17 protein-coding genes are annotated in these 24,008 nt (G+C 67.2%); 7 read left to right on the plus strand and 10 right to left on the minus strand.

All coding sequences use genetic code 11. From position 1 onward, the window contains the following. Nucleotides 1-81: 81 nt before the first annotated feature. Nucleotides 82-882: an IclR family transcriptional regulator gene (locus INR38_RS20600; RefSeq protein ID WP_012207743.1), complete on the minus strand. Its 801-nt coding sequence runs from the start codon at nt 880-882 to the stop codon at nt 82-84. A 165-nt stretch (nt 883-1,047) separates the two neighbouring features. Here INR38_RS20600 and INR38_RS20605 point away from each other — a divergent pair, with 165 nt between their 5' ends. From INR38_RS20605 to INR38_RS20615, 3 genes are all read left to right on the plus strand, one after another. Continuing rightward, nucleotides 1,048-2,700, plus strand: coding sequence for a choline dehydrogenase (locus INR38_RS20605; RefSeq protein WP_207442738.1), 1,653 nt, complete (start codon nt 1,048-1,050; stop codon nt 2,698-2,700). A 48-nt stretch (nt 2,701-2,748) separates the two neighbouring features. After that, the gene (locus INR38_RS20610; RefSeq protein ID WP_207442739.1) at nt 2,749-4,077 is read left to right on the plus strand and encodes an MFS transporter; all 1,329 of its coding nucleotides are present in this window, start codon (nt 2,749-2,751) and stop codon (nt 4,075-4,077) included. Nucleotides 4,078-4,257: 180 nt separating this feature from the next. Beyond that, on the plus strand, nt 4,258-5,118 hold the full coding sequence (locus INR38_RS20615; RefSeq protein WP_207442740.1) for a hypothetical protein: 861 nt from the start codon (nt 4,258-4,260) through the stop codon (nt 5,116-5,118). A 22-nt stretch (nt 5,119-5,140) separates the two neighbouring features. On the opposite strand, the gene INR38_RS20620 is transcribed toward INR38_RS20615, so the two are convergent. Then, the gene (locus INR38_RS20620; protein ID WP_192368232.1) at nt 5,141-6,106 is read right to left on the minus strand and encodes a LysR family transcriptional regulator; all 966 of its coding nucleotides are present in this window, start codon (nt 6,104-6,106) and stop codon (nt 5,141-5,143) included. Between the two features lie 129 nt (nt 6,107-6,235). On the opposite strand from INR38_RS20620, the gene INR38_RS20625 reads away from it, so the two are divergent. Next, a complete protein-coding gene (locus INR38_RS20625; protein ID WP_012207748.1) occupies nt 6,236-7,414 on the plus strand; it encodes an MFS transporter in 1,179 nt (392 codons plus the stop codon). A 3-nt stretch (nt 7,415-7,417) separates the two neighbouring features. Here the strand turns inward: INR38_RS20625 and uvrA are convergent, their stop codons facing one another. From uvrA to INR38_RS20640, 3 genes are all read right to left on the minus strand, one after another. After that, nucleotides 7,418-13,375 (minus strand): excinuclease ABC subunit UvrA, encoded by a 5,958-nt coding sequence (gene uvrA, locus INR38_RS20630; protein ID WP_207442741.1) that lies wholly within the window; start codon nt 13,373-13,375, stop codon nt 7,418-7,420. Nucleotides 13,376-13,810: 435 nt separating this feature from the next. Continuing rightward, complete coding sequence (locus INR38_RS20635; protein ID WP_013800410.1) at nt 13,811-14,794, minus strand: porin; 984 nt, start codon at nt 14,792-14,794, stop codon at nt 13,811-13,813. Nucleotides 14,795-15,190: 396 nt separating this feature from the next. Continuing rightward, nucleotides 15,191-16,873 carry an MFS transporter gene (locus INR38_RS20640; RefSeq protein WP_013800409.1) on the minus strand — a complete coding sequence of 561 codons (1,683 nt, stop codon included), beginning with the start codon at nt 16,871-16,873 and terminating at the stop codon, nt 15,191-15,193. 303 nt (nt 16,874-17,176) lie between these two features. On the opposite strand from INR38_RS20640, the gene INR38_RS20645 reads away from it, so the two are divergent. The 3 genes from INR38_RS20645 (at nt 17,177) to INR38_RS20655 (ending at nt 20,076) form a co-directional block, all read left to right on the plus strand. Then, complete coding sequence (locus INR38_RS20645) at nt 17,177-17,485, plus strand: DUF485 domain-containing protein (protein WP_013800408.1); 309 nt, start codon at nt 17,177-17,179, stop codon at nt 17,483-17,485. After that, on the plus strand, nt 17,482-19,215 hold the full coding sequence (locus INR38_RS20650) for a cation acetate symporter (RefSeq protein WP_012207754.1): 1,734 nt from the start codon (nt 17,482-17,484) through the stop codon (nt 19,213-19,215). Before INR38_RS20645 ends, INR38_RS20650 begins: the two co-directional genes overlap by 4 nt. Before the next feature lie 225 nt (nt 19,216-19,440). Then, a complete protein-coding gene (locus INR38_RS20655) occupies nt 19,441-20,076 on the plus strand; it encodes a YbhB/YbcL family Raf kinase inhibitor-like protein (protein WP_012207755.1) in 636 nt (211 codons plus the stop codon). 21 nt (nt 20,077-20,097) lie between these two features. Here the strand turns inward: INR38_RS20655 and INR38_RS20660 are convergent, their stop codons facing one another. Genes INR38_RS20660 through INR38_RS20680 form a run of 5 tightly spaced genes read right to left on the minus strand, consistent with a single transcriptional unit; the run spans nt 20,098 to nt 24,006 of the window. Then, a complete protein-coding gene (locus INR38_RS20660; RefSeq protein ID WP_123695513.1) occupies nt 20,098-20,751 on the minus strand; it encodes a 3'-5' exonuclease in 654 nt (217 codons plus the stop codon). After that, complete coding sequence (locus INR38_RS20665; RefSeq protein WP_207442742.1) at nt 20,748-22,601, minus strand: DUF294 nucleotidyltransferase-like domain-containing protein; 1,854 nt, start codon at nt 22,599-22,601, stop codon at nt 20,748-20,750. Before INR38_RS20665 ends, INR38_RS20660 begins: the two co-directional genes overlap by 4 nt. Continuing rightward, nucleotides 22,602-23,237 (minus strand): DsbA family protein, encoded by a 636-nt coding sequence (locus tag INR38_RS20670; RefSeq protein WP_207442743.1) that lies wholly within the window; start codon nt 23,235-23,237, stop codon nt 22,602-22,604. Between the two features lie 23 nt (nt 23,238-23,260). After that, the gene (locus tag INR38_RS20675) at nt 23,261-23,503 is read right to left on the minus strand and encodes a DUF1289 domain-containing protein (protein ID WP_242699140.1); all 243 of its coding nucleotides are present in this window, start codon (nt 23,501-23,503) and stop codon (nt 23,261-23,263) included. Next, nucleotides 23,503-24,006, minus strand: a complete 504-nt coding sequence (locus INR38_RS20680; RefSeq protein WP_013800403.1) for a YbaK/EbsC family protein — start codon at nt 24,004-24,006, stop codon at nt 23,503-23,505. Before INR38_RS20680 ends, INR38_RS20675 begins: the two co-directional genes overlap by 1 nt. Between the last annotated feature and the right edge of the window lie 2 nt (nt 24,007-24,008).

Here is a 24,008-nt window from a genome sequence, read left to right on the forward strand (position 1 = left end):
CAAGAAGCGCGCCCCTGGGGGGCAACGGACCTTGCGCAGCCAGGGTAGCGATGAGCCCTTTTTTCTGGGGTGCCCAGCGCCTCAGAAGAGCAGGCCGGCCATGCGCTGGGCCGTTTCCTTCAGGTGCGGCAGGCCCTCCAGCGCCTGCGCCAGCGGCATGCGCGCCTCGGGCGCATGCACGGCCAGCGTGGCGCGGCACTGGCCCTTGGCATCGCGCACGGGCACGGCCACGGCAATCATGCCGCGCATGAATTCCTCGCGATCGCAGGAGTGGCCTTCGCGCACGATGCGCGCGCACTCCTGTGCCAGCGCCTCGGGCGTGGTCAGCGTGTTGGCCGTGCAGGCGGTGAGTTCCACGCTGTCCAGAATGGCCGCGCGCCGGGCCGCAGGCATATGGGCCAGGAACAGCTTGCCGCTGGCCGTGGCGTGGATGGGCACCATCGATCCGGCCTCCAGCTGGATGCGCAGCGGCCAGTGGGTCTCGACACGGTCCAGGTAGCGCACGCGCGTGCCGTCCAGCACGGTGAGGTTGCAGGTCTCGCCCAGACGGGCCACCAGCTGGGACAGCAGCTCATGGCGCAGGGCCTGGCGCGGGTCGGCTTGCAGGGCGCGCACGGCCAGGCTCAGCAGCTTGGGGCCCGGGGAGAAGCTGCGGTCACCCTCATGGCGCAGCAGCCATTGCCGCGCCTCCAGGTGGGAGCACAACCGCGAGGCCGTGGCCTTGGGCAGGTTGAGCGCGGCTGCGATGTCCATGAGGCCCGGCGGGGCCTCGGCCTGGGTCACGAAATCGAGCACGGCCAGGGAGCGATCGGAGACCGAGTTCGCTTCGTCCTGCCGTGCAGGGGTGGGGTCCGGGGCAGCGCTGGCAAGGGATGGCGGCATGGGGCGGTGTCGTGTCGTGTGGAAGGCCGGAAACGCTTTCGATCATGCCTGATCGCCAGGAGGCGGCAAGGGTTTGCGCGGGGTTGCAGTCCACGGCGGCAACGAATAAGTTTCACTCAAAGGAACAGATAGTTCCTTAAAAAGAAACTCAAAAGGAGCCACCGCATGCCGGACCCCATCGACAGCTATGACTACGTGATCGTGGGAGCAGGCTCTGCCGGCTGCGTGCTGGCCGCGCGCCTGTCCGAGGACCCGGCCACGCGGGTGCTGCTGCTGGAGGCCGGCCCGCCGGACCGCTCGCCCTGGATCCACCTGCCCATCGGCTACGGCAAGACCATGTGGAGCCCCGTCTACAACTGGAAGTTCGAGACCGACCCGGACCCCAACATGAACGGCCGGCGCATCTACTGGCCGCGCGGCCGCACGCTGGGCGGCAGCAGCTCGATCAACGGCCTGATCTACGTGCGCGGCCAGCGCGAGGACTACGACCACTGGGCGGCGCTGGGCAATGCGGGCTGGTCGTATGAGGAGGTGCTGCCCTACTTTGTGAAGTCCGAAGGCAATGCGCGCGGCGCCTTCCCGGGCCATGGCGCGGACGGGCCGCTCAAGGTCTCGGACATCGGCGCACAGCATCCGCTGATCGAGGCCTTCATTGCCGGTGCAGGCCAGGTCGGCGTGCCCCGCACCGAGGACTTCAACGGCCGCGACCAGGAGGGTGCAGGCTACTACCAGCTCACCACCCACAAGGGCCTGCGCTGCAGCACGGCCAAGGCCTATCTGGGCGAGGCCCGGCGCCGCCCCAATCTGCGCATAGAGACCGATGCCATGGCCACGCAGCTGGTGCTGCGCGGCCGGCGCGCCACCGGCATCCGCTACCGGCAAGGCGGGCAGGAGCGCCAGGCCCAGGCGCGGGCCGAGGTGATTCTGTCGGCAGGCGCCATCCAGTCGCCGCAGCTGCTGCAACTGTCGGGCATAGGCCCGGCCGCGCTGTCGCAGTCCCTGGGGATTCCCGTGGTGCACGATCTGCCGGGCGTGGGCGAGAACCTGCAGGACCATCTTCAGATCCGCCTGGGCTACGAATGCAGCCAGCCCATCACCACCAATGACCAGCTCAATTCCTGGGTGGGCAGGACAAAGCTGGGGCTGGAATGGCTGCTGTTCCGCTCGGGCGCGCTGGCCGTGGGCATCAACCAGGGCGGCTGCTTCATGCGTGCGCTCAGGGACGGGCAGGGCCGGCCCGTGGCGGCCACGCCCGACATCCAGTTCCACGTCTCCACGCTGTCGGCCGACATGGCAGGCGGGCAGGTCCATCCGTACTCGGGCTTCACCATGTCGGTCTGCCAGCTGCGGCCCGAGTCACGCGGGCAGTTGCGCATCCGTTCGCGCGATGCCTTCGAGCCGCCCTCCATCCAGCCCAACTACCTGGCCACCGACCTGGACCGCCGCACCAACGTGGCGGCCGTGCGCGCGGCACGCGCCATTGCCGACACGCCGGCCATGCGCCCCTTCGTGAAGCGCGAGGTCAAGCCCGGCCCCGATGCGCACAGCGATGCTCAACTGCTGGAGTTCTGCCGCAACCACGGCGCCACCATCTTCCACCCCAGCGGCACCTGCCGCATGGGCAGCGACGCCCTGGCCGTGGTCGATGCGCGCCTGCGCGTGCACGGCATGGCCGGCCTGCGCGTGGTCGATTGCTCGGTCATGCCCACCCTGGTCTCGGGCAACACCAACGCGCCCGTGGTGATGATGGCCGAGAAGGCCGCCGACATGGTTCGCGAAGACAGGCACGGAGAGACAGGGCAGCTCAAGGTCGCATGACTGCCCGTTCCTGCATCCCGGCAATGCGACAGACAACCAGGAGACAGCATGACGACGGCAACCGATCCCAAGGTCATCCGCAAGGTGGTGACCTCCGCGCTCATCGGCGCAACCATCGAGTGGTATGACTTCTTCCTGTACGGCGTGGTCGCCGGCATCGTGTTCAGCAAGCTGTACTTTCCCAGCGACGATCCGCTGATCTCCACCCTGCTGGCCTACACCACCTTTGCCGTGGGCTTCGTCACACGGCCGCTGGGCGGGGTGATCTTCGGGCACTTCGGCGACCGCGTGGGGCGCAAGAGCATCCTGGTGGTCACGCTGATGATCATGGGCGTGTCCACCTTCCTGATCGGCCTGCTACCCACGCATGCGCAGATCGGCGTGGCCGCGCCCGTGCTGCTGCTGCTGTTGCGCGTGGCCCAGGGCATAGGCTTGGGCGGCGAATGGGGCGGTGCCGTGCTCATGGCCTACGAATACGCGCCCAAGGAAAAGCGGGGCTTCTACGCCTCCCTGCCCCAGGTGGGCCTGGCCATCGGCCTGTTCATGGCCTCGGGCGTGGTGGCCCTGCTGTCCTGGCTGTGTACCGAAGAGCAATTCATGGCCTGGGGCTGGCGCGTCGCGTTCCTGATCTCGGGCCTGATGGTGGCCGTGGGCATGTACATCCGCCTGCATGTGAAGGAGACGCCCGAATTCGCGGCCGTCAAGGCACGCAATGCCGAGACCGCGATTCCCTTCATGGACATGATGCGGCGCTATCCCGGCAATGTGCTCAAGGGCATGGGCGCACGCTATATCGACGGCGTTTTCTTCAACGTCTTCGGCGTGTTCTCGATCAGCTACCTGACCTCCACCCTGCAGATCAGCCGCACCGATGCATTGATCGGCGTGATGGTCGCCGCCGTGGTGATGTGCTTCACGATTCCGCTGTTCGGCCGCCTGTCCGACCGCCTGGGCCGCAGCCGCGTGTATCTGTGGGGATCGCTGATCACCGCGGTCTCGGCCTTCCCGGCCTTCTGGCTCATGGCCCACAGCGGCGGCAATGTGCTGCTGATATGGATCGCCATCGTCGTGCCCTTCGGCATTCTCTACGCGGCGGTCTACGGTCCCGAGGCCGCCCTCTTCTGCGACCTGTTCGACGCCAAGGTACGCTACACCGGCATTTCCTTCGTCTACCAGTTCTCGGGCATTTTCGCGTCCGGCATCACGCCCATCATTGCGACGGCGCTGGTCAAGACGGCCGGTGGCAGCCCGTGGCTGGTGTGCCTGTATGTGGTGTTTGCGGGAGCGGTATCGGCGTGGTGTGCCTGGGCGATTGGTCGGGATGGGCAGGGTGCCCGCGCCTTTCGGCCCGTGGGCAATGCCAGGGCAGGCCTGTGAATGGATGGAATTCGGGCGCTTTCAAGAAAGTTGAATACGCACGCCGGAAAACACATTGCCGGCGTACGAACCCATTTCAGGGACGCCAGCAAAAATCACTCAAGACCATCGCACTGTTTCTCTTTGTAAAGACGATGGCTAGAATGCCCATGCATTTTCTTAATCAGACAGAGAGGGACCATGTTCAAGAAAACATTGGCAGCAGCCATCTTGCTGGGCTGCGGCCTGGCGCACGCATTCATGCCCAGCAATGGCACCTGGGTCGTGACTTCCGAACTCAACGGCAAGCCGGGTCGCGGGCTGGCCATTGACGCGCAGAACGGCAATCTGGTCATGCAGATGTATGCCTATGAGCGCACTGGCGAACCTTCGTTCTATCTGACCACCGGCGCCCTGTCCAACAACCGATTTTCAGCGCCGCTGATCCGCTACAAGGGTGGCCGCTATCTGGGCAGCGGCCCGATGTCGGGCACCGAAGACCGCAATATGGGCCAGGTCAGCATGCGCTTCACCAGCGGCGTTTCGGGATTCATCACGCTGCCCGGCGAGCAGGAAGTGGCGATTTCGCGTTTCAACTTCGGTTACCCCGCCGTGGCATCCAGTCTGCGGGGCATCTGGACCATGACTTCAATCGGTTCCGAGGGGCTTCAGACCCTGGGCGTGGAATTGACACGCCAGACCAGCGCCACTTCCAACGGCAACGGCCTCATGACCAGCGGAGATGGCCTGTTCGGCTGCGAGCACCAGGTCCGCGGCGCACTGGCAGGTGAAACGCTGTGTGTGTGGATCAACAGCTCTGGCCAGATCCTGCGCAGCTACCGCTTCGTTTACAGCGTCAACGATGGCGAGGGCACGTCCAGCACCAATGGCAACCGCCCCAACCAGCGCCTGGTCATCAAGCGGCTGACCACGCCCCAAGATGTAGGCACGGGCATCGTCTACGAGAATTCGGCGCCTGCGGAGCCTGTGTATACCGCGCTGCACGAGCACATCGAAAACCTGTCCTTCAACGCCGCACCTCTGCCAGCCGGGCAGGAGTGACGCCCCCACTGCCGGCTACCCATCAGGGCAGCGCCGGCAGCTGCTCCGCATGCCGCAGGTCCACATGCTGCTGCAGGAAGTCGAGCACGGCGCGCGTGCGCGGGGGCAGGCGGTCGGGCTTGCCCAGGTAGACGGCGTGGATGGGTTCCAGGTCGCCCGTGTTGAATTCCTCCAGCACGGGCACCAGCCGGCCGGCGAGCACGTCGGCCCAGGCGTGGTACAGCGACAGGCGGGCCAGGCCCGTGCCGTGCAGCGCCAGCTCGCGCATCACATCGCCGTCGTTGACGCGCACCACCTCCCCGATATCGACGGCCACGCGCTGGCCGTCCACCAGAAATGGCCAGTGCGGTATGGCGCGCTGGTAGCTCCAGCCCAGGCGCACATGGTGGCCCAGCTCGTCTGGATGCAGCGGCCTGCCCATGCGGGCCAGGTACTCCGGTGAGGCCAGGATGACCTGCCGCGTGTGGCCCAGCAGCCGCGCGACCATGTCCGAGGGCGGAAGCTGGCCCCAGCGCACGGCGATGTCCGTGCCGGCCTCGACCAGGTCCACGATCTGGTCCGTGAAGCTCAGTTCCAGGCTCAGCCCGGGATGGCGCTGCAGCAATTGCGGCACCAGGGGCACGAGCAGCATTTTTCCGGTCGATGAGCTGGTGTTGATGCGCACCAGGCCGCGTGGTTCGCTGCGCACGGCCACGCAGGCCTCCAGTTCCTCCAGGTCGGCCAGCACGCGCTTGCCGCGCTCGAACAGCTGGCAGCCTTCGGGCGTGAGATGCAGGCGCCGCGTGCTGCGCTGGAGCAGCTGCACGCCCAGGCGCGCCTCCAGCCGCGACATGCTCTTGCTGACGGCCGAGGGCGAGATGCCCAGGTGGCGTGCAGCGGCCGAGAGGCTGCCGCGCTCGGCCACCAGGATCAGCATTTCCAGCTCGGCAAAGCGGTTGGCATCGGCGTTGCCTGTGTCGGTGGCCGTGGGTGGGGCAAGTGCGGGCATGGCGTCTCCTGAAAAGAGGTTATCTATTCCACACAGGAACAGATCCGTTTCCATTATTCCATCTACACAAAGGTATGTTGCAGTGCGACATTAATGGACATCACACCAAGGATCACAAGGAATCCGTCCATGCCTCTTTCCCTACTCGCCCTGGCGGCCGGTGCCTTTGGCATCGGCACCACGGAATTCATCATCATGGGCCTGCTGACACAGGTCAGCCAGGATCTTCACATCAGCATTCCCACGGCGGGCTCGCTGATTTCGGGCTACGCCATCGGCGTGGCCGTGGGCGCGCCCGTGCTCACGCTGCTGACGCGCCAATGGCCGCGCAAGCGCCTGCTGCTGGCGCTGATGCTGATCTTCATCGCCGGCAACCTGGCCGCCGCGTTCGCGCCCAGCTATGAATGGCTGATGTCGGCGCGCGTGCTGACCTCGCTGACCCACGGCACCTTCTTCGGCGTGGGCGCCGTGGTGGCCACGGGACTGGTGCCGGTGGACAAGAAGGCGTCGGCGATTGCGCTGATGTTCTCGGGCCTGACCCTGGCCACCCTGCTGGGCGTGCCTGCCGGCGCCTGGATCGGCCAGATGTTCGGCTGGCGCAGCGCTTTCCTGGCCGTGGCCGCGATCGGCGTGCTGGCCTTTGCCATCCTGGCCGCCTTCGTGCCGCGCGACCAGGGCCGCCCCGAGGTCACGCCGCTGGCGCAGGAGCTGGCCGTGCTGGCCAACGGCCAGGTCTGGCTGGGCCTGGGCATCACGGCCTTCGGCTTTGCGGGTGTGTTTGCGCTCTACACCTATGTGGAGCCGCTGCTGACCCAGGTGACCCGCATGGGCGACAGCCTGGTGGCACTGACCCTGCTGCTGTTCGGCGCGGGCCTGGCCGCAGGCAATCTGCTGGGCGGCAAGCTGGCCGACCGGGGCGTGATGCGCGCCCTGGTGTGGAGCATTGCGGCGCTGATGGTGGTGCTGGCGGCAGGCCGCTGGGCCTTCGGGAACCAGGCCGTGGCCATGGCCTATGTGATCGTGCTGGGCGTCGTGGCCTTCGCCACGGTGGCCCCCATGCAGATGCGCGTGCTGGACCAGGCCGGCCCCCAGGGCGCCAACCTGGTCTCCAGCCTGAACATTGCGGCCTTCAACCTGGGCAATGCCCTGGGTGCCTGGGTTGGCGGCCTGGCCCTGGCCGGTGGCCTGGGCCTGGTCAACCTGGGCTGGGCCGCCGCCGCGCTGACGGCCGTGGGCCTGGTGCTGGTCTTCTGGAGCAGCCGCCTGCCCGCAGGCTCCGCACGCAGCGCAGGCGTGGCCTGCGCCTGAGGCTCAACGGGCCAGCACGGGCTTGAGCGCCTTGCCCGTGTGCGTGCCCGCAGCCACCAGATCCTCGGGCGTGCCGGCCGCAATGATGCGGCCGCCGTCCTTGCCACCTTCGGGGCCGAGGTCGATGATCCAGTCGGCCTCGGCGATCACGTCCAGGTCATGCTCGATGACGACCACGCTGTGGCCCGCATCCACCAGGCGGTGCAGCACGCGGATGAGCTTGTCCACATCGGCCATGTGCAGGCCCACCGTGGGTTCGTCCAGCACATAGAGCGTGTGCGGCGCCTTGTTGCCGCGCCGGGTCACGTCGTCGCGCACCTTGGTCAGCTCGGTGACGAGCTTGATGCGCTGGGCCTCGCCGCCCGACAGCGTGGGCGAGGGCTGGCCCAGCGTGAGATAGCCCAGGCCCACGTCCTTGAGCAACTGCAGCGGGTGGGCGATGCTGGGCATGCTGGCGAAGAACTCGACGGCCTCGTCCACCTCCATCTGCAGCACGTCGCCAATGCTCTTGCCGCGCCAGGAGACGGCCAGGGTCTCGGGGTTGAAGCGCGCGCCATGGCAGACCTCGCAGGGCACCTTCACGTCGGGCAGGAAGCTCATCTCGATGGTGCGCATGCCCTGGCCCTCGCAGGCCGGGCAGCGGCCTTCGCCGGTGTTGAACGAGAAACGGCCGGCTGCGTAGCCGCGGGCCTTGGCCTCCAGCGTTTCGGCGTAGAGCTTGCGGATGGTGTCCCAGAAGCCGATGTAGGTGGCCGGGCAACTGCGCGGGGTCTTGCCGATGGGCGTCTGGTCGACCTCGAGCACGCGGTCAATGCCCTCGAAGCCCTGCAGGCCCTTGCAGCCGGACAGCGGCGGCGCCTTGCCGGCGTCCATGGCATCGCGCCCGGCCTTGGTGGCGCGCTGGCCCACCCAGGCGGCCACATTGGCCAGCATCACGTCGCGCGCCAGTGTGGACTTGCCCGAGCCGCTGACGCCCGTGACGGCCACCAGGCGCTTGAGCGGCACGCGCGCATCCACGTTCTGCAGGTTGTGCAAGTGGGCGCCGCGCACGGTCAGCCAGCCCAGTGCGTCGGAGGCGGGTTCGGCGTCGACAACGACAGGCGCGGCCTTCTTTTTGGATTTGGATACCTTGACAGGCGCGGGTTCCGGCACCGGTTCGGCCACGGCGGCAAGCTCGGCGGCCGCCTGCGGCGGCTGGCCTTCGCCCACCCAGCGGCGCGGCTGGAACGGGTGGCGCATGGCATGCAGCAGGTAGCGGCCCGTGATGGAGTCCTCGGCCGCCATGATGTCGGCCGCCGTGCCCTGGGCCACGAGGCGGCCGCCGCGTATGCCGGCGCTGGGACCGATGTCGATGATGTGGTCGGCGCGGCGGATGGTGTCTTCGTCATGCTCGACCACGACCAGGGTGTTGCCCTTGTCGCCCAGCTTGTGCAGGGCGTTGAGCAGGATCTGGTTGTCGCGTGCATGCAGGCCGATGGTGGGTTCGTCCAGCACATAGCACACGCCCTGCAGGTTGCTGCCCAGTTGCGCGGCCAGGCGGATGCGCTGGGCCTCGCCGCCCGACAGCGTGGGCGCGCCACGGTCCAGCGTCAGGTAGCCCAGGCCCACTTCCTCCAGGAATTCGAGGCGGCTCTGGATCTCGGGGATGAGGTCGCGGGCAATGTCGGACTCGCGTCCGGACAGGGCCAGCGCCTGCACCCATTGGCGCACGTCGTTGACCGACAGCTGGGCGATCTCGGCAATGCCCACGCCATGGAAGCGCACGGCGCGCGCCGTGGCGTTCAGGCGTGTGCCCTGGCAGGTGGGGCAGGTCACTTCGGCCAGGTCTTCGATTTCCTGGCCTTCGAACTTGACCTCGCGGCCCCGGTTGTCCTCGACCAGCAGGGTGTCGTCATAGACCTTGCGCTGGTCCTTGGTGAGCTTGACGCCCGTGCCCACGCAGTCGGGGCACCAGCCGTGCTTGCTGTTGTAGGAAAACAGGCGCGGGTCCAGCTCGGCATAGCTGGTGGCGCAGACCGGGCAGGCGCGCTGGGTGGAGAACACCTGCAGGCTGCCGATGCCGGCCGTGCTCCGGCCGCCGGCCATGGCATCGGCCAGGTTGTCCAGGCCGGACAGCACATGCAGCACGCCCTTGCCTGTTTCCAGCGCCTGCGCCAGGTGGCCGCGCAGTTCGCGCTCGTTGGCCGCCGTGACGGTGACGCTGGCCACGGGCAGTTCGATGGTGTGCTCCTTGAAGCGGTCGATGCGCGGGAATCCCGTGGTGGGCAGGAATTCGCCGTCCACGCGCAGATGGGTGTAGCCGCGCGGGCGCGCCCAGTCGGCCAGCTCGGTGTAGACGCCCTTGCGGTTGACCACCAGCGGCGCCAGCAGGCCGATGGTCTGGCCCCTGAACTGCGTGAGCAATTGGGCCGCGATGCTTTCCGCCGTCTGCGGCTGCACGGCGGCGCCGTCGTGGATGCAGTGCTGCGTGCCCAGCTTGACGTACAGCAGGCGCAGGAAGTGCCAGACCTCGGTGGTCGTGCCCACGGTGGACTTGCGCCCGCCGCGCGACAGGCGCTGCTCGATGGCCACGGTGGGAGGAATGCCGTAGACCGCATCCACCTCGGGCCGGCCCGCAGGCTGGACGATGGAGCGCGCATAGGCGTTGAGCGACTCCAGGTAGCGGCGCTGGCCTTCGTTGAACAGGATGTCAAAGGCCAGCGTGGACTTGCCCGAGCCCGAGACACCCGTCACCACGTTGAACTTGCCGCGAGGAATCTCCACCGACAGCTGCTTGAGGTTGTGCTCCTTGGCGTTGACGATCTCGATGGCATTCCTGGCCGCGGCGCCCGACATGGCATGCGCCTTGCGCTGGCTCTTGTAGAGCATGGGGGCGACCTCGCGCACGGCCTCGCCGCCCACGCCCATGGCCAGGTCGTACTCGCGCAGCGCCTGGGCCGTGTGCGAACCGGGAATCTGGCGCACTTCCTCGGGCGTGCCCTGGGCCACGATGGCGCCGCCGCCGTCGCCGCCTTCGGGGCCGAGGTCGATCAGCCAGTCGCTGGCGCGGATCACGTCGAGGTTGTGCTCGATGACGATCAGCGAGTGCCCGGCCTCCAGCAGCTTGCGCAGCGCGCGCATGAGCTTGGCGATGTCGTCGAAGTGCAGGCCCGTGGTGGGCTCGTCGAACAGGAACAATGTGCCCTTCTTGGCCAGCGCCTGCTTCGACTTGGCCTGGGACTTGGCCGCCTCGGCCAGAAAGCCCGCGAGCTTGAGGCGCTGGGCCTCGCCGCCCGACAGCGTGGGCACGGGCTGGCCCAGCTTCACGTATTCAAGGCCCACATCGACGATGGGCTGCAGGGCGCGGATGACCTCGCGGTCCTGGGCGAACAGCAGGGCCGCCTCGGCCACGGTGAGTTCCAGCACATCGGCCACGTTGAGCTTGCGCGGCTGCAGCTCGCCGGCCGCGTGGCGCTCGATCGTGACTTCCAGGATCTCGGGGCGGTAGCGCGTGCCGTTGCAGTCGGGGCAGCGCAGGTAGACGTCGGAGAGGAACTGCATCTCCACATGCTCGAAGCCCGAGCCGCCGCAGGTGGGGCAGCGGCCGTCGCCGCTGTTGAAGCTGAACTTGGCGGCCGTGTAGCCGCGCTGGCGCGACAGCGGCGCAATGGCGAACAGCTCGCGGATGGAGTCCCAGGCGCCCACGTAGCTGGCCGGGTTGGAGCGCGCCGTCTTGCCGATGGGCGACTGGTCCACGAACATCACGTCGCTCAGGTGGTCGGCGCCCAGCAGGCGCTCGAAGGCGCCGGCCGCATCCGTGGGCTTGCCGAAGTGGCGCATCAGCGCGGGCACCAGCACGTCCTGGATCAGCGTGGATTTGCCCGAGCCGCTGACGCCGGTGATGGTGACCAGGCGCTGCAGCGGAAAGTCCACGTCGATGCTGCGCAGGTTGTGCTCGCGCGCGCCTTCGAGGATGAGCCGCGGCGTGGATTCGGTCACCATGCGCTTAAGGCCGAAGCCCACCTGCTTGCGCCCGCCCAGGTAGGCGCCGGTCAGCGTGTCGGCATGGCGCAGGTCCTCGGGCGTGCCGTCGAAGACGATCTGGCCGCCGCGCGCGCCGGGGCCGGGGCCCATGTCGATCATGCGGTCGGCCGCGAACATCACGGCCGGGTCATGCTCGACCACGACCAGGGTGTTGCCCGCATCGCGCAGGCGCTGCATGGCCTCGGTGATGCGTTCCATGTCGCGCGGGTGCAGGCCGATGCTGGGCTCGTCGAGCACGAACAGGGTGTTGACCAGCGAGGTGCCCAGGGCCGTGGTCAGGTTGATGCGCTGCACCTCGCCGCCCGACAGCGTGCGGCTCTGGCGGTCCAGCGTGAGGTAGCCGATGCCCACGTCGCACAGGTACTGCACGCGTGCCATGATTTCGGCGTGCAGCATCTTGAGCGCCTGGGCCTCGCCGTCATGCAATGGGGCGTCGGCAGCCGGCGCCAGCTGCTGAAAGAAGTCGCGCAGCCGCACCAGGGGCAGCTGCATCAGGTCGTGCAGGCAAAGGCCCGGCAGCGCGTCCAGCTGCTCACGGCTCCAGGCCACGCCCTTTGGCATGAAGCGGCGGTAGCGGCCTTCGTCGCCGGGCGGCAGCACGGCATCGGCGGCCTGCTTGCCGCCCAGGCGCCACAGCAGGCTTTCGGTCTTGAGGCGCGCGCCGCCGCAGGTGGGGCATTCGGTATAGCTGCGGTACTTGGACAGCAGCACCCGGATGTGCATCTTGTAGGCCTTGCTCTCCAGGTATTCGAAGAAGCGCTTGATGCCGTACCAAGTCTGGGTCCACTTGCCGTTCCAGTTGGGCGAGCCGTCCAGCACCCAGCTCTTTTGCGCGTCGGTGAGCTTGGCCCAGGCCGTGTCGCGCGGAATGCCTTCGGCCTCGGCATGGCGCATCAGGTCGTCCTGGATCTCCTTCCAGGCCGGTGTCTGCACGGGCTTGATGGCGCCCGTGCGCAGGGTGAGCTTGTCGTTGGGGATGACCAGCCCCCAGTCCACGCCGATCACGCGGCCAAAGCCCCGGCAGGCCTCGCAGGCGCCCACGGCGGAGTTGAAGGAGAACAGCGAAGGAATCGGCTCCTGGTAGCTCAGGCCGCTTTCGGGGCAGTGCAGGCCCAGCGAGAACTTCCACAGTTGGGGCTCGGTGGGCTGGGCACCTGCGGCTTCCACGGCGGATTCAGGCAGCACATAGACCGTCATGTGGCCGCTGCCGCGCTTGAGCGCGACCTCGATGGCCTCGTAGACACGGGCCCGCTCCACATTGCCCAGGCGGAAGCGGTCGGCCACCACGTCCAGCATCTTGACCTTGAGCGGCGCCGCCGCCTTGGCCTTCTTGCCCTTGGCGTCAGCGGCAGGCTCCACGGCGCCGGCCTTCTCGGCCTCGCGCTCGGCCTGGACCTTGGTGAAGCCGCTGGCCGACAGCCATTGCTCCACCTCGGCAGCCGTGGTGTTGGCGGGCAGCTCCACGGGGAAGGTGATGGCGATGCGCGGATCACCGGCCTGCCGGCAACGCTCGGCCAGCTCCTCCAGCACGCTGTCGGGCGTGTCGTGGCGCACGGGCACGGCGGTGTCGCGGTCGAACAGCTGGGCCGCACGCGCGAACAGCAGCTTCAGGTGATCGTTGAGCTCGGTCATCGTGCCCACGGTGGAGCGCGAGTTGCGGACGGGATTGGTCTGGTCGATGGCGATGGCCGGCGGCACCCCCTCCACACGGTCCACGGCCGGCTTGTCCATGCGGTCCAGGAACTGGCGCGCGTAGGCCGAGAAGGTCTCGACATAGCGGCGCTGGCCTTCGGCATACAGGGTATCGAACACCAGGCTGGACTTGCCCGAGCCGCTGGGCCCCGTGACCACGGTCAGCTCGCCGGTACGGATGTCGAGATCCAGGTTCTGGAGATTGTGCTGGCGTGCGCCGCGAATTCGAATCAGACCGTGCGTCATGGGTGTTCTGTGGTCAGTGGGAGCCAAACATTCTAGGCAGTCCATGCGTCAGGCATCAGACGCTTCTCAATACCTGTATTTTCATACAGGTTAAACAAAAAGACACCGCCTCGACGCATCCGCGCGACCATAAAAAAACCCCGGAACCAGTCCGGGGCTCGTGCCTCTTGCCGAGGGCTTACTTGGCCATCTGCACGGAGGCAGGCATGGCCTGCTCACCCGGCACACCCTTTACCTGGGTGATGGCCAGCAGCGAGACGACGACAAAGGCCAGGCAACCGGCCGCGATGATCCTCATGGTTTTTTCCTTGATCAGGCTTTGAAAAGACGGGCCCAGACAAAAAGGCCCCGCACCTTTCGGTACGAGGCCTGATATGGCAGGCAGGTGCTGATTGGAACAGACCTGCTTTGCTCGCGGCTTACGCCGCGCGGCGATCAGAATGCGTGACGCACGCCCAGCGCGAAGGAGGAGAAGTCCGCGCCCTTCACACCGGTCATGTAGTTGGCGCCGGCCTTGTTGTCCACCTTGGTGTAGTAGCCGTAGACCTTGGTGCGCTTGCTCAGGTTGTAGTTGTAGCCCAGGGTCCACTGGTTGGCACCGGAGTCGGCAATGTTGCTCCACTTGTTGGCGTGGCCCAGGTTCACGTGGAACTCGGAAGCGCCCAGGGTGTACATGCCCGACAGACGGAAGTTGTTGCGCGTGCCGCGGATCTGCTCGTCGTTGCGTTGGTAGTAGCCACCGACCACGAACTGGCCGAAGGTGTAGGCAGCGCGGAAGGCGGCCTGCTTGTCTTCGTCCACCTGGCTGTAGCCGGCGCCCAGGGCCAGAGGGCCCACGTCGTAGTTGACGGCCAGGTCATAGCCGTTCTTGCGGGCGGGCGTGGCCTTCTCGTGCATGGAGACCGAGCCTTCGACCGTCAGGCCACCGATGTTGGGGGTGGTGTAGGAGATCTTGTTGGCGGTGCCCAGGCCGCTGGCGAACCAGACGGGATCGAAGTACAGCGCGTCGGACGAGGTACCCGTGTCATGGTTGTGCATGCTCACGTAGTCGGCCGTGGCGAAGTACGAACCGGGGAAGAAGTTGCCCATGCGGATCTTGCCGAAGCTGCCCGACAGGTTCACTTCGCTCTGGCGGCCGAAAGTCAGCGCGCCCGTGGAGGAGGAACCCATGCCGGTGTCGGAAGCGAAACCGCTTTCCAGCACGAAGCCGGCCTTCAGGCCGCCGCCCAGATCTTCGACACCGCGCATGCCCCAACGCGAGGAGTTGTTCTCCATCTTGTTGACGGTCTGGTCACCGATCTTTTCGCGTTCGATGGTCGTGTTGATACGGCCATAAATCGTCACGCTGCTTTGCGCCATCACGGTGGTGGAACCCAGCACGGCCAGCACGGCCAGGGCAACGCGGTTCATCTTGATCATCTCGGCATCTCCTTGGGATTGTTGAGTGGGTATTCTTGAAATCTCAGGGCCGACTCCGGCTCTAGATCAGTGCCATTTGCGGCTGCTGCGGATTCTAGGTGCGGGCATGTCAAAAAATGTATGCCCGCCTCTGAAAATGCGCCATCTGATGCTTTGCTGCCACAGGCATGACATGGAAAACCATTAGAAGCACCCAAAGAAAAAGCCCACGGCAAACCGCCATGGGCTTTCATCAATGCAGAGCCGCAAAACACAGTCGGATACTGCGCACACCGCATGCAACCGGCGCGGCCCAACTCAGAGACGCCGAGCAAGAGCCGCGTCGCGGCGATGGCGTCGTCCCCCACCCGCGAAGCGAGAGAGGGGGAAGGCGCGTAAGCGCCTCAGGGGGAGCCCTCAATCATTAGCGTAGATATCCACATCCTTGGTCTCGCGCAGGAACAGCGTGCCGATGATGGCCGTGGCGCCCGCGATGACGATGGGATACCAGAGGCCGCTGTACATATTGCCGGTCTGGGCCACGATGGCGAACGACATGGTGGGCAGCAGGCCGCCGAACCATCCATTGCCGATGTGATACGGCAGGCTCATGGAGGTATAGCGGATGCGCGTGGGGAACAGCTCCACCAGCATGGCGGCGATGGGTCCGTAGACCATGGTCACGAGGATGACCAGGTAGGTCAGGATGGCGACCATCATGACCTTGTTCATCTTCGCGGGGTCGGCCTTGGTGGGGTAGCCGTCCTCGGCCAGCACCTTGGCCACGGTCTTCTTGAACTCGGCGTCCTTGGCCTTGGCTTCCTCGGGGCTCAGGCCCTTGATGGAGAACGAGGGGATCTCGGTGCTGCCGATGCGGATGAAGGCCGTCTTGCCGGGCGCTGCGTCCTCGGAGTCATAGCTGACCGAGCCTGCGGCCAGCAACTGCTTGGCCACGTCGCAGGAGCTGGTGAACTTGGAGGTGCCCGTGGGATTGAACTGGAACGAGCATTCCTTGGGATCGGCGACGATGACCACCTTGTTCTTGGCCTGTGCCGCAGCCAGGTCGGGGTTGGCCGCTTCGGTCAGCGCCTTGAACACGGGGAAGTAGGTCACCACGGCCAGCACGCAGCCCAGCATGATGATGGGCTTGCGGCCTATCTTGTCGGACAGCGAACCGAAGATCACGAAGAACGGCGTGCCGATGATCAGCGCCGCCGCGATCAGCAGATTGGCCGTCACCGCATCGACCTTGAGCTGCTGGGTCAGGAAGAACAGCGCATAGAACTGCCCCGTGTACCAGACCACGGCCTGGCCGGCGGTCAGGCCGATCAGCGCCAGGATCACGATCTTGAGGTTGCGCCATTGGCCGAAGGACTCGGTCAGCGGGGACTTGGAGACCTTGCCCTCGGCCTTCATCTTCTGGAAGGCCGGCGACTCGGACAGCGTCATGCGGATCCACACCGAGATGCCCAGCAGCACGATGGACAGCAGGAAGGGAATGCGCCAGCCCCAGTCCGCAAAGGCCTGCTCGCCGATGGAGGTGCGCACGCCCAGGATCACCAGCAGCGACAGGAACAGGCCCAGCGTTGCCGTGGTCTGGATCCATGAGGTGTAGGCGCCGCGCTTGCCGTGCGGCGCATGCTCGGCCACGTAGGTGGCCGCACCGCCGTACTCGCCGCCCAGGGCCAGGCCCTGCAGCATGCGCAGGCCGATGAGGATCACCGGCGCCGCCACGCCGATGCTGGCGTAGGTGGGCAGGATGCCGACGATGAAGGTCGACAGGCCCATGATCAGGATGGTCACGAGGAAGGTGTACTTGCGCCCGATCATGTCGCCCAGCCGCCCGAACACCAGTGCGCCGAAGGGCCGCACGATGAAGCCGGCCGCGAAGGCCAGCAGCGCGAAGATGAAGGCCGATCCCGCATCGAGCCCGCTGAAGAATTGCTTGGCGATGATGGCCGCCAGCGATCCGTAGAGATAGAAGTCGTACCACTCGAAAACCGTGCCTAGCGACGAGGCAAAGATCACCTTGCGTTCTTCCGGAGTCATGGGCCGCGGGGTCGCCTTGACCCCCGCGCCTTGCGATGCGTTGATAGCCATGTCTGTCTCCTTGATTTATTGAATATTTAGCGGGCTTGCCATAGGCCCGCCGATTCACTATCCGCCTGCCTGCTGACGCGAATCTGACTCACCTCTTACAGAAATTGACGGCGAACTGAACGATTTCTTACTAACTCAGCAGCAACCCTGATGCCGTCTTTTTCCATGTGAAAAGCACCGTAAAAACCCTGCCAAACCATGCTGCACTGCGTAAGCACTCGGTCAGAAGCGCTTTCCAGAATGCGCCGCAAGGCTGCAGATCCATGGGGCTGCCGCCGCGATTCCAACTTCAGGAGACAAACCATGACCGATCCGGTGGTAGACAAAATACAGCGCCATCCCAAATACCAGGAGTTGCGATCCAGACGCAATCGCCTGGGCCTTTTTCTGACGCTGCTGATGCTGGTCGTTTATTACGGCTATATCGCGCTGATTGCCTTCGACAAATCATTTCTGGCCCAGCCCATTGGCGCGGGCGTGACCTCGCTGGGCATCCCGATCGCCATGGGCGTGATCGTCTTCTCGGTGATCATCACCGGCCTCTACGTGCGCCGCGCCAATGGCGAGTACGACAAGCTCACCCAGGACATCCTGAAGGACGCCACGAAATGAAGAATTCCGCACAACGCATGCTGCTGGCGCCCGCCGTGGCGCTGGCCCTGACGGGGCCCGTGCTGGCCGCCGGCGGAGATGTCGGCGTGGCCGCCAAGCAGGCCACCAACTGGACCGCCATCATTCTCTTCACGGCCTTCGTCGTGGCCACGCTGTGGATCACCAAGTGGGCCGCGGGCCGCACCAAGTCGGCCGCCGATTTCTACACGGCCGGTGGCGGCATCACGGGCTTTCAGAACGGCCTGGCGATTGCGGGCGACTACATGTCGGCCGCCTCCTTCCTGGGCATCTCGGCCTCGGTCATGGCCAGCGGCTATGACGGCCTGATCTACTCCATCGGCTTCCTGGTGGGCTGGCCCATCCTGACCTTCCTGCTGGCCGAGCGCCTGCGCAACCTGGGCAAGTTCACCTTCGCCGACGTGGCAGGCTATCGCTTCTCCCAGACGCCGTTCCGCGCCTTCGCGGCCAGCGGCACGCTGGTGGTGGTGGCCTTCTACCTGATCGCGCAGATGGTGGGCGCGGGCCAGCTGATCAAGCTGCTGTTCGGCCTGGACTACTGGATCGCCGTGGTGCTGGTGGGCGGCCTGATGATGATCTATGTGCTGTTCGGCGGCATGACGGCCACGACCTGGGTGCAGATCATCAAGGCCTGCATGCTGCTGGCCGGCGTGACCTTCATGGGCTTCATGGTGCTGGCCAAGTACGGATTCAGCCCCGAGGCGCTGTTCGCCGAAGGCGTGCGCGTGCGCTCCGAGATCGCTGCCAACAACGGCGCCGACCCCTCGGCCGCCGCCAAGGCGGGCCTGGCCATCATGGGCCCGGGCGGCTTCATCAAGGACCCGATCTCGGCCATCAGCTTCGGCATGGCGCTGATGTTCGGCACGCTGGGCCTGCCCCACATCCTGATGCGCTTCTTCACCGTGCCCGACGCCAAGGAAGCGCGCAAGAGCGTGTTCTGGGCCACGACCTGGATCGGCTACTTCTACGTGCTGATCTTCATCATCGGCTTCGGCGCCATCACCCTGGTGCTGACCAACCCCGAGATGGCCGACACGGTCAAGGGCGTGATCCACGGCGGCGCGGGCACAGCCAACATGGCGGCCGTGCTGGTGGCCAAGAGCGTGGGCGGCGACGTGTTCTACGGCTTCATCTCGGCCGTGGCCTTCGCCACCATCCTGGCCGTGGTCGCGGGCCTGACGCTGTCGGGCGCCTCGGCCGTGTCGCATGACCTGTACGCCACCGTGATCAAGAAGGGCAAGGCCGACAGCGCCGCCGAGCTGCGCGTCTCGCGCATCACCACGCTGACGCTGGGCGCCATCGCCGTGCTGCTGGGCATCGTGTTCGAGAAGCAGAACATCGCCTTCATGGTGTCGCTGGCCTTCGCGGTCGCGGCCTCGGCCAACTTCCCCCCACTGCTGCTGTCGGTGCTGTGGAAGGACTGCACCACCAAGGGCGCGGTGATCGGCGGCTTCATGGGGCTTATCTCCTCCGTGGGCCTGACCGTGGTCTCGCCCCCGGTGTGGGAGGCCACGCTGGGCAACCCCGCAGGCTCGGCCTGGTTCCCCTACGCCTCGCCCGCGCTGTTCTCCATGACCATCGGCTTCGTGGGCGTGTGGCTGTTCTCGGTGCTCGACAAGAGCGCCCAGGCCGCCAAGGAACGCGCCATCTTCCCCGCGCAGCAGGTGCGCTCGGAAACAGGCCTTGGCGCCTCGGGAGCTTCGGGCCACTGAGCCACCGAGCCCCTCAGGCACTCAGGCACCCACCATGCAAAGCCGGGCCCAGCGCCCGGCTTTTTCGTTGGCGCGGCAGCCGCCGCCCTCAGATTGATCGGCTGGAGAAGGCGCCTGATCGGATCTGCGATGGCCGGCACCGTCCAGGCCTCTAGACTTGCGGGGTCTGCGCAGCTTCGCCTGTGCAGCACCGCTTCCCTCTTCAACGCACAGGACAGATCCGACATGCAACTCATCAGCCAAAGCTTCCAGGACGGCCAGGCGATTCCCGGCGAATTCGCGTTCGCGGTGCCCGATGCGGCCTCGCACGTGGCGCTGTCGTCCAACCGCAACCCGCACCTGGCCTGGAGCGGCGCGCCTGCGGGCACGCAGTCCTTCGTCGTGGTCTGCCATGACCCCGACGTGCCCAGCCGCGGCGACGATGTAAACCAGGAAGGCCGCGAAGTGCCGGCCAGCCTGCCGCGCGTGGATTTCTTCCACTGGCTGCTGCTGGACATTCCGGCCGCCACCACCGAGATCGCGGCAGGCGCCCAGTCCGACGGCGTCACGCCGCGCGGCAAGAGCGGCCCGGCCGCCCCCGGCGGCCTGCGCCACGGCATCAACGACTACACGGGCTGGTTCGCGGGCGACGAGCAGATGAAGGGCGACTACTTCGGCTACGACGGCCCCTGCCCTCCGTGGAACGACAGCATCGTCCACCACTACGTCTTCACCGTCTATGCGCTGGCCACGCCCACGCTGGCGGTCTCCGGCGAGCTGACCGGCGCCAATGTGCGCGCGGCGCTGCAAGCCGGCCAGGTGCTGGGCAAGGCCAGCATCACCGGCCTGTACAGCCTGAACCCTGCGGTCTCCGCCGCTTGAGCGAACGCCTTTCCGGGCGCCCTACGTCGCGCCGGCCAGCCTGCGCAGCTTGATGAAGGCCAGCGCCGCCATCACGGCGTCGTTGAGCGCGTCGTGGGCCTCGCGCTGCGGCAGGCCCAGGTCGGCCATCAGCGTGGCAAAGCGCAGGTCGATTTCGGGCGCCTGCTGCTGCCAGGGCAGCAGCTGCCGGAAGCGGTGGTCGTAGTACAGGGCCGAGACCTCGATGCGCTCGTTGGGCAGGCCCGTGCCCAGCCAGGGGCGCAGCACGCGCTCGATCATGGCCACATCGAATTCCAGGTAGTAGCCGACCAGCGGGCGGCTGCCGATGAAGCGCAGCAGCTGCGCCAGCGCGTCCTCGATGGCCAGGCCCCGGGCCAGGTCCCGCTCGCGCAGGCGGTGGATGCGCACGCTGTCGCCGGGCACGCTGCGCGAGGGGCGCACCAGCAGTTCCAGGCGTTCGCTGGACAGGATGCGCTCGCCCACGATGCGCACGGCGCCGATGGAGATGATCTGGTCGCAGCGCACATCCAGGCCCGTGGTCTCGCAGTCCAGCGCCACCCATTCGCCGGGCGGCGGCGCATCGAAGAGAAAGGCATAGGCGGGGTCCGCCAGCCTGCGCCGCTGCCAGTTGCGCCGCAGGCCCGCCACCCAGCGCTGCAAGGGCGCCGCGCTCATACGGCGTCCAGCCGCAGGCGCTGGCGCAGCAGTTCGCGGAAGCGCCGCACCACGGCCAGCGTGTCCTTGAGCAGGTCGCGCTCCAGGCTGCTCAGGCGAGCCGGGTCCACATGGCCGGTGACGGGGCGGCCCAGGTCGATCTCGGCCAGTCCCGCCTGCAGGCGCAGGCCCATGAGGAAATGCAGGCCCTGGAGCAGCTCCTGGCCCTGGGCGCCGTCGAGCACGCCCTTGTCCACCAGGGCCGCGATGCGCTCGGCCGTGCCGGTGGCGGCGATGCGCTGGGACAGCGCCAGGCTGCGCACGCCATGGACGATGGGGAAGATGCCGGCCTTCTTGAGGTGCACGGGCGCGCCCTCGCCGCCGCGCCCCAGCAGCCGCTCCCACCAGCTGCCCGGCTCGTGCGCGAAGGCGTCGACGGCCGAGGCGAAGCGCGCCACCTGGGCATCGCTGTCCAGGGCCAGCGCCATCAGGTCGCGCCGCACCGTGGCCAGCAGCGCGGCATCGCCCGCCACGGCATGGGCGTCCAGGAAGATCGCCAGGTGCATGAGGCCCTCGGGGCCAGGCAGGATCAGCCATTCGCGCACCTGCCTGCCGAAGCTGGCCACCGTGCCGCGCCATTGCGGATTGCTGAGCATGATGCCGCCCGGGCATTCGGGGTAGCCAAAGCGCTGCAGCTGCGCGGAAAAGCGCGCGCAGATGGCATCGAGGTCCTGGGGCGGCGCATAGCCGTCGCGCAGCAGCAGGCCGTTGTCCTGGTCGGTCTTGAGCAATTGCTCGCCGCGCCCCTCGCTGCCCATGACGAAAAGGCAGCTGTGGGCCACCAGGTCCGGCGGCGCCAGCATCTGCCAGGCACGCTCGAACAGGCGCGCATTGAGCTGCTGCACCAGCCGCGCCATCAGGGCCACCCGCGTGCCGCCCCGGTGCAGGGCGGCCACCAGGCGCGTGATCTGGGCGGCGGCCTGCTCCAGCGCCTGCAGGTCGGCGGCCTGCTCGATCTGCACGGTGATGAGGTGGGAGTGGTTGGCCAGAAAGCTGAACAGGTCCAGCGCCTCCAGGATGCCCAGCACCTGGCCCTGTGCATCGAGCACGGCCAGCCGGTGCACGCGGGCGCGCAGCAGCACGACCAGGGCATCGCCCAGCTGGTCGTCGGCGCGCACGGTGAACACGGGCTGGCTGGCGAACTCGCCCACGGCCAGCCGGTCCAGCGGGCGGCCGTCAAGGATGGCGCGCTGCAGCGTGGTGCCCGTGAAGATGCCCAGGCCGCCCTGCGGCAGTCCCGAGATCAGCACGCAGGTTGTGCGCTCGGCATGGAACAGGCGCACCACGGAGACGATGTCGGTGGCCGCATCCACCACATGGGCGGCACGCAGATAGGCCTGGTCCACGCGCGCCAGCGTCAGCGACTGCAATTCGTGCCGGTCGGCGCGCTGGGCCAATGTGCCCAGCTTGTGGCCCAGGTCGGAGAACAGCAGGGCTCCAAAGGCCGTGTTGCGCGCGATCAGCTCGCCCACGGTTTCGCGCGCAAGCTGGTAGGCGATGAGTTCCTCGGCCACGGTGAAGCGGCTGCCCGTGCGGCCGGCCACCAGGGCGCGGCCGTCGAAGCTGTCGTCGGGGCCGTAGCTGGCCAGCACCTCGTCGCCCTCGGTCTGCACCACATGGCCCTTGATGATGACGAAGAGGTGGGTGGGCGCCGAGCCGGCGTCCAGCACCACGGCGCCCTCGGGGAAGTAGGCGATGTCCACGCCATCGCGCACCAGCGCCTGCTCGTCGGGCGTGAGGCAGTCGAAGGGAGAGGCGGCGAAGTTGAAGGCGTTGGGCATGGGGCGGGGCCGTTGTTCCAGCCCCGCCATTCAAACCTTCAGGCCTTGCTCCACGCTTGCAGCCGCGTCCCAGCCGCTGTCGAACCAGCCATCGCCTTCCAGGTAGGCGCGCAGCATGGGCAGGCTGTCCAGGCCCCAGAAGAGGCGGCCATCGACCTCCCAGGCCGGCACGCCGAACAGGCCTTGCGCGGCAGCAGCCTCGGTGTTCTCGCGCAGCAGGCGCTTGGCGTTGTCCGCCGCATCCGTGCGCAGCTGCGGCGCCAGCGTGGCGCGCAGTGCGTCGAGCCGCGCGGGATCCAGCGCGTCGGCGCCGCCCAGCCAGACATGGCGCAGCACGGCGTCCGCCACAAAGCGGTTGATGGTGCCGTCGTCGCTGCACTCCAGCGCCAGGCGCAGCAGCGGCAGCGGGTTGAACGGATGGCGGGCCGGCATGTCCAGTCCCACGCCCGTGGCATGGCCCAGCCAGCTCACATGGCGGTAGGTCCATTCGCGCTTGCCCGCGATGCCGGCCGGTCCCGGGTTGGCGTGGCGCTGCAGCAGCGCGCCCAGCAGCACGGGGCGGTACTGCATGTGGTGGCTGATGCCCTGCAGCGCCTGCGGCAGTTGCGCGAACGCCAGCCAGGCATAGGGCGAGATGAAGTCGAGATGGAAGGTGATCTGCTTCATGGCGGGTGCGTCGTGATGGGTATCTAGGGTGCGGTGGCCGCGATGCCTGCGCGCTCCAGCAGCGCGTTCCAGATCGCCAGGCGCTGCGGCGCGTCGGACTTGGACCAGGCGCGGATCTCGTCGATGGTGCGAAAGCACCCTTCACAATGGCTGCGGTCCGGCGTCATGCGGCAGACCGAGATGCAGGGCGAGAGCACGGGTTCCTCTTCGGCACGCGGAGTGTATGCGGCGCGGGCCTTCTGGGCCAGCATTTCCTTGGGGCCCATCATGCTGCCACCTCCTGTACCACGTCGGCCCAGGGCGCACCGGCCAGCAGTTGCAGCGCGGCCGGCGTGGCCGCGAACACCGCATGCGGATGGCCGGCGGCCGCCCAGACCGTGTCGAAACGCTGCAGTTCCCGGTCCACCAGGGTCACGGGCGTGTTGGCATGGGCCACGGGGCTGACGCCACCGATGGAAAAGCCCGTCTGCGCCTTGACGAAATCGGCATCGGCACGGCCCACGGGGCCGACCAGGGCGGCGACCTTCTTCTCATCCACGCGGCGGTCGCCCGAGGCCACGACCAGCACGGCCACGCCGTCGCTGCGGCGGCGGAAGATGATGCTCTTGGCCACCTGGCCCACGAGGATGCCCAGCTGGTCGGCCGCTTCCTGGGCCGTGCGCGCGGCGCCGTCCAGCATGCGCGGTCCGTCGCCGTGGCCGGCCTGCTGCAGGAAGGCCGCCACGCGCTGCACGCCTTCGGGAAGATGGTGGAGTTCAGATCCGCACATGC

It is taken from the genome of Delftia sp. SD018 (assembly GCF_017355445.1).
GTDB lineage: Bacteria > Pseudomonadota > Gammaproteobacteria > Burkholderiales > Burkholderiaceae_C > Comamonas > Comamonas acidovorans.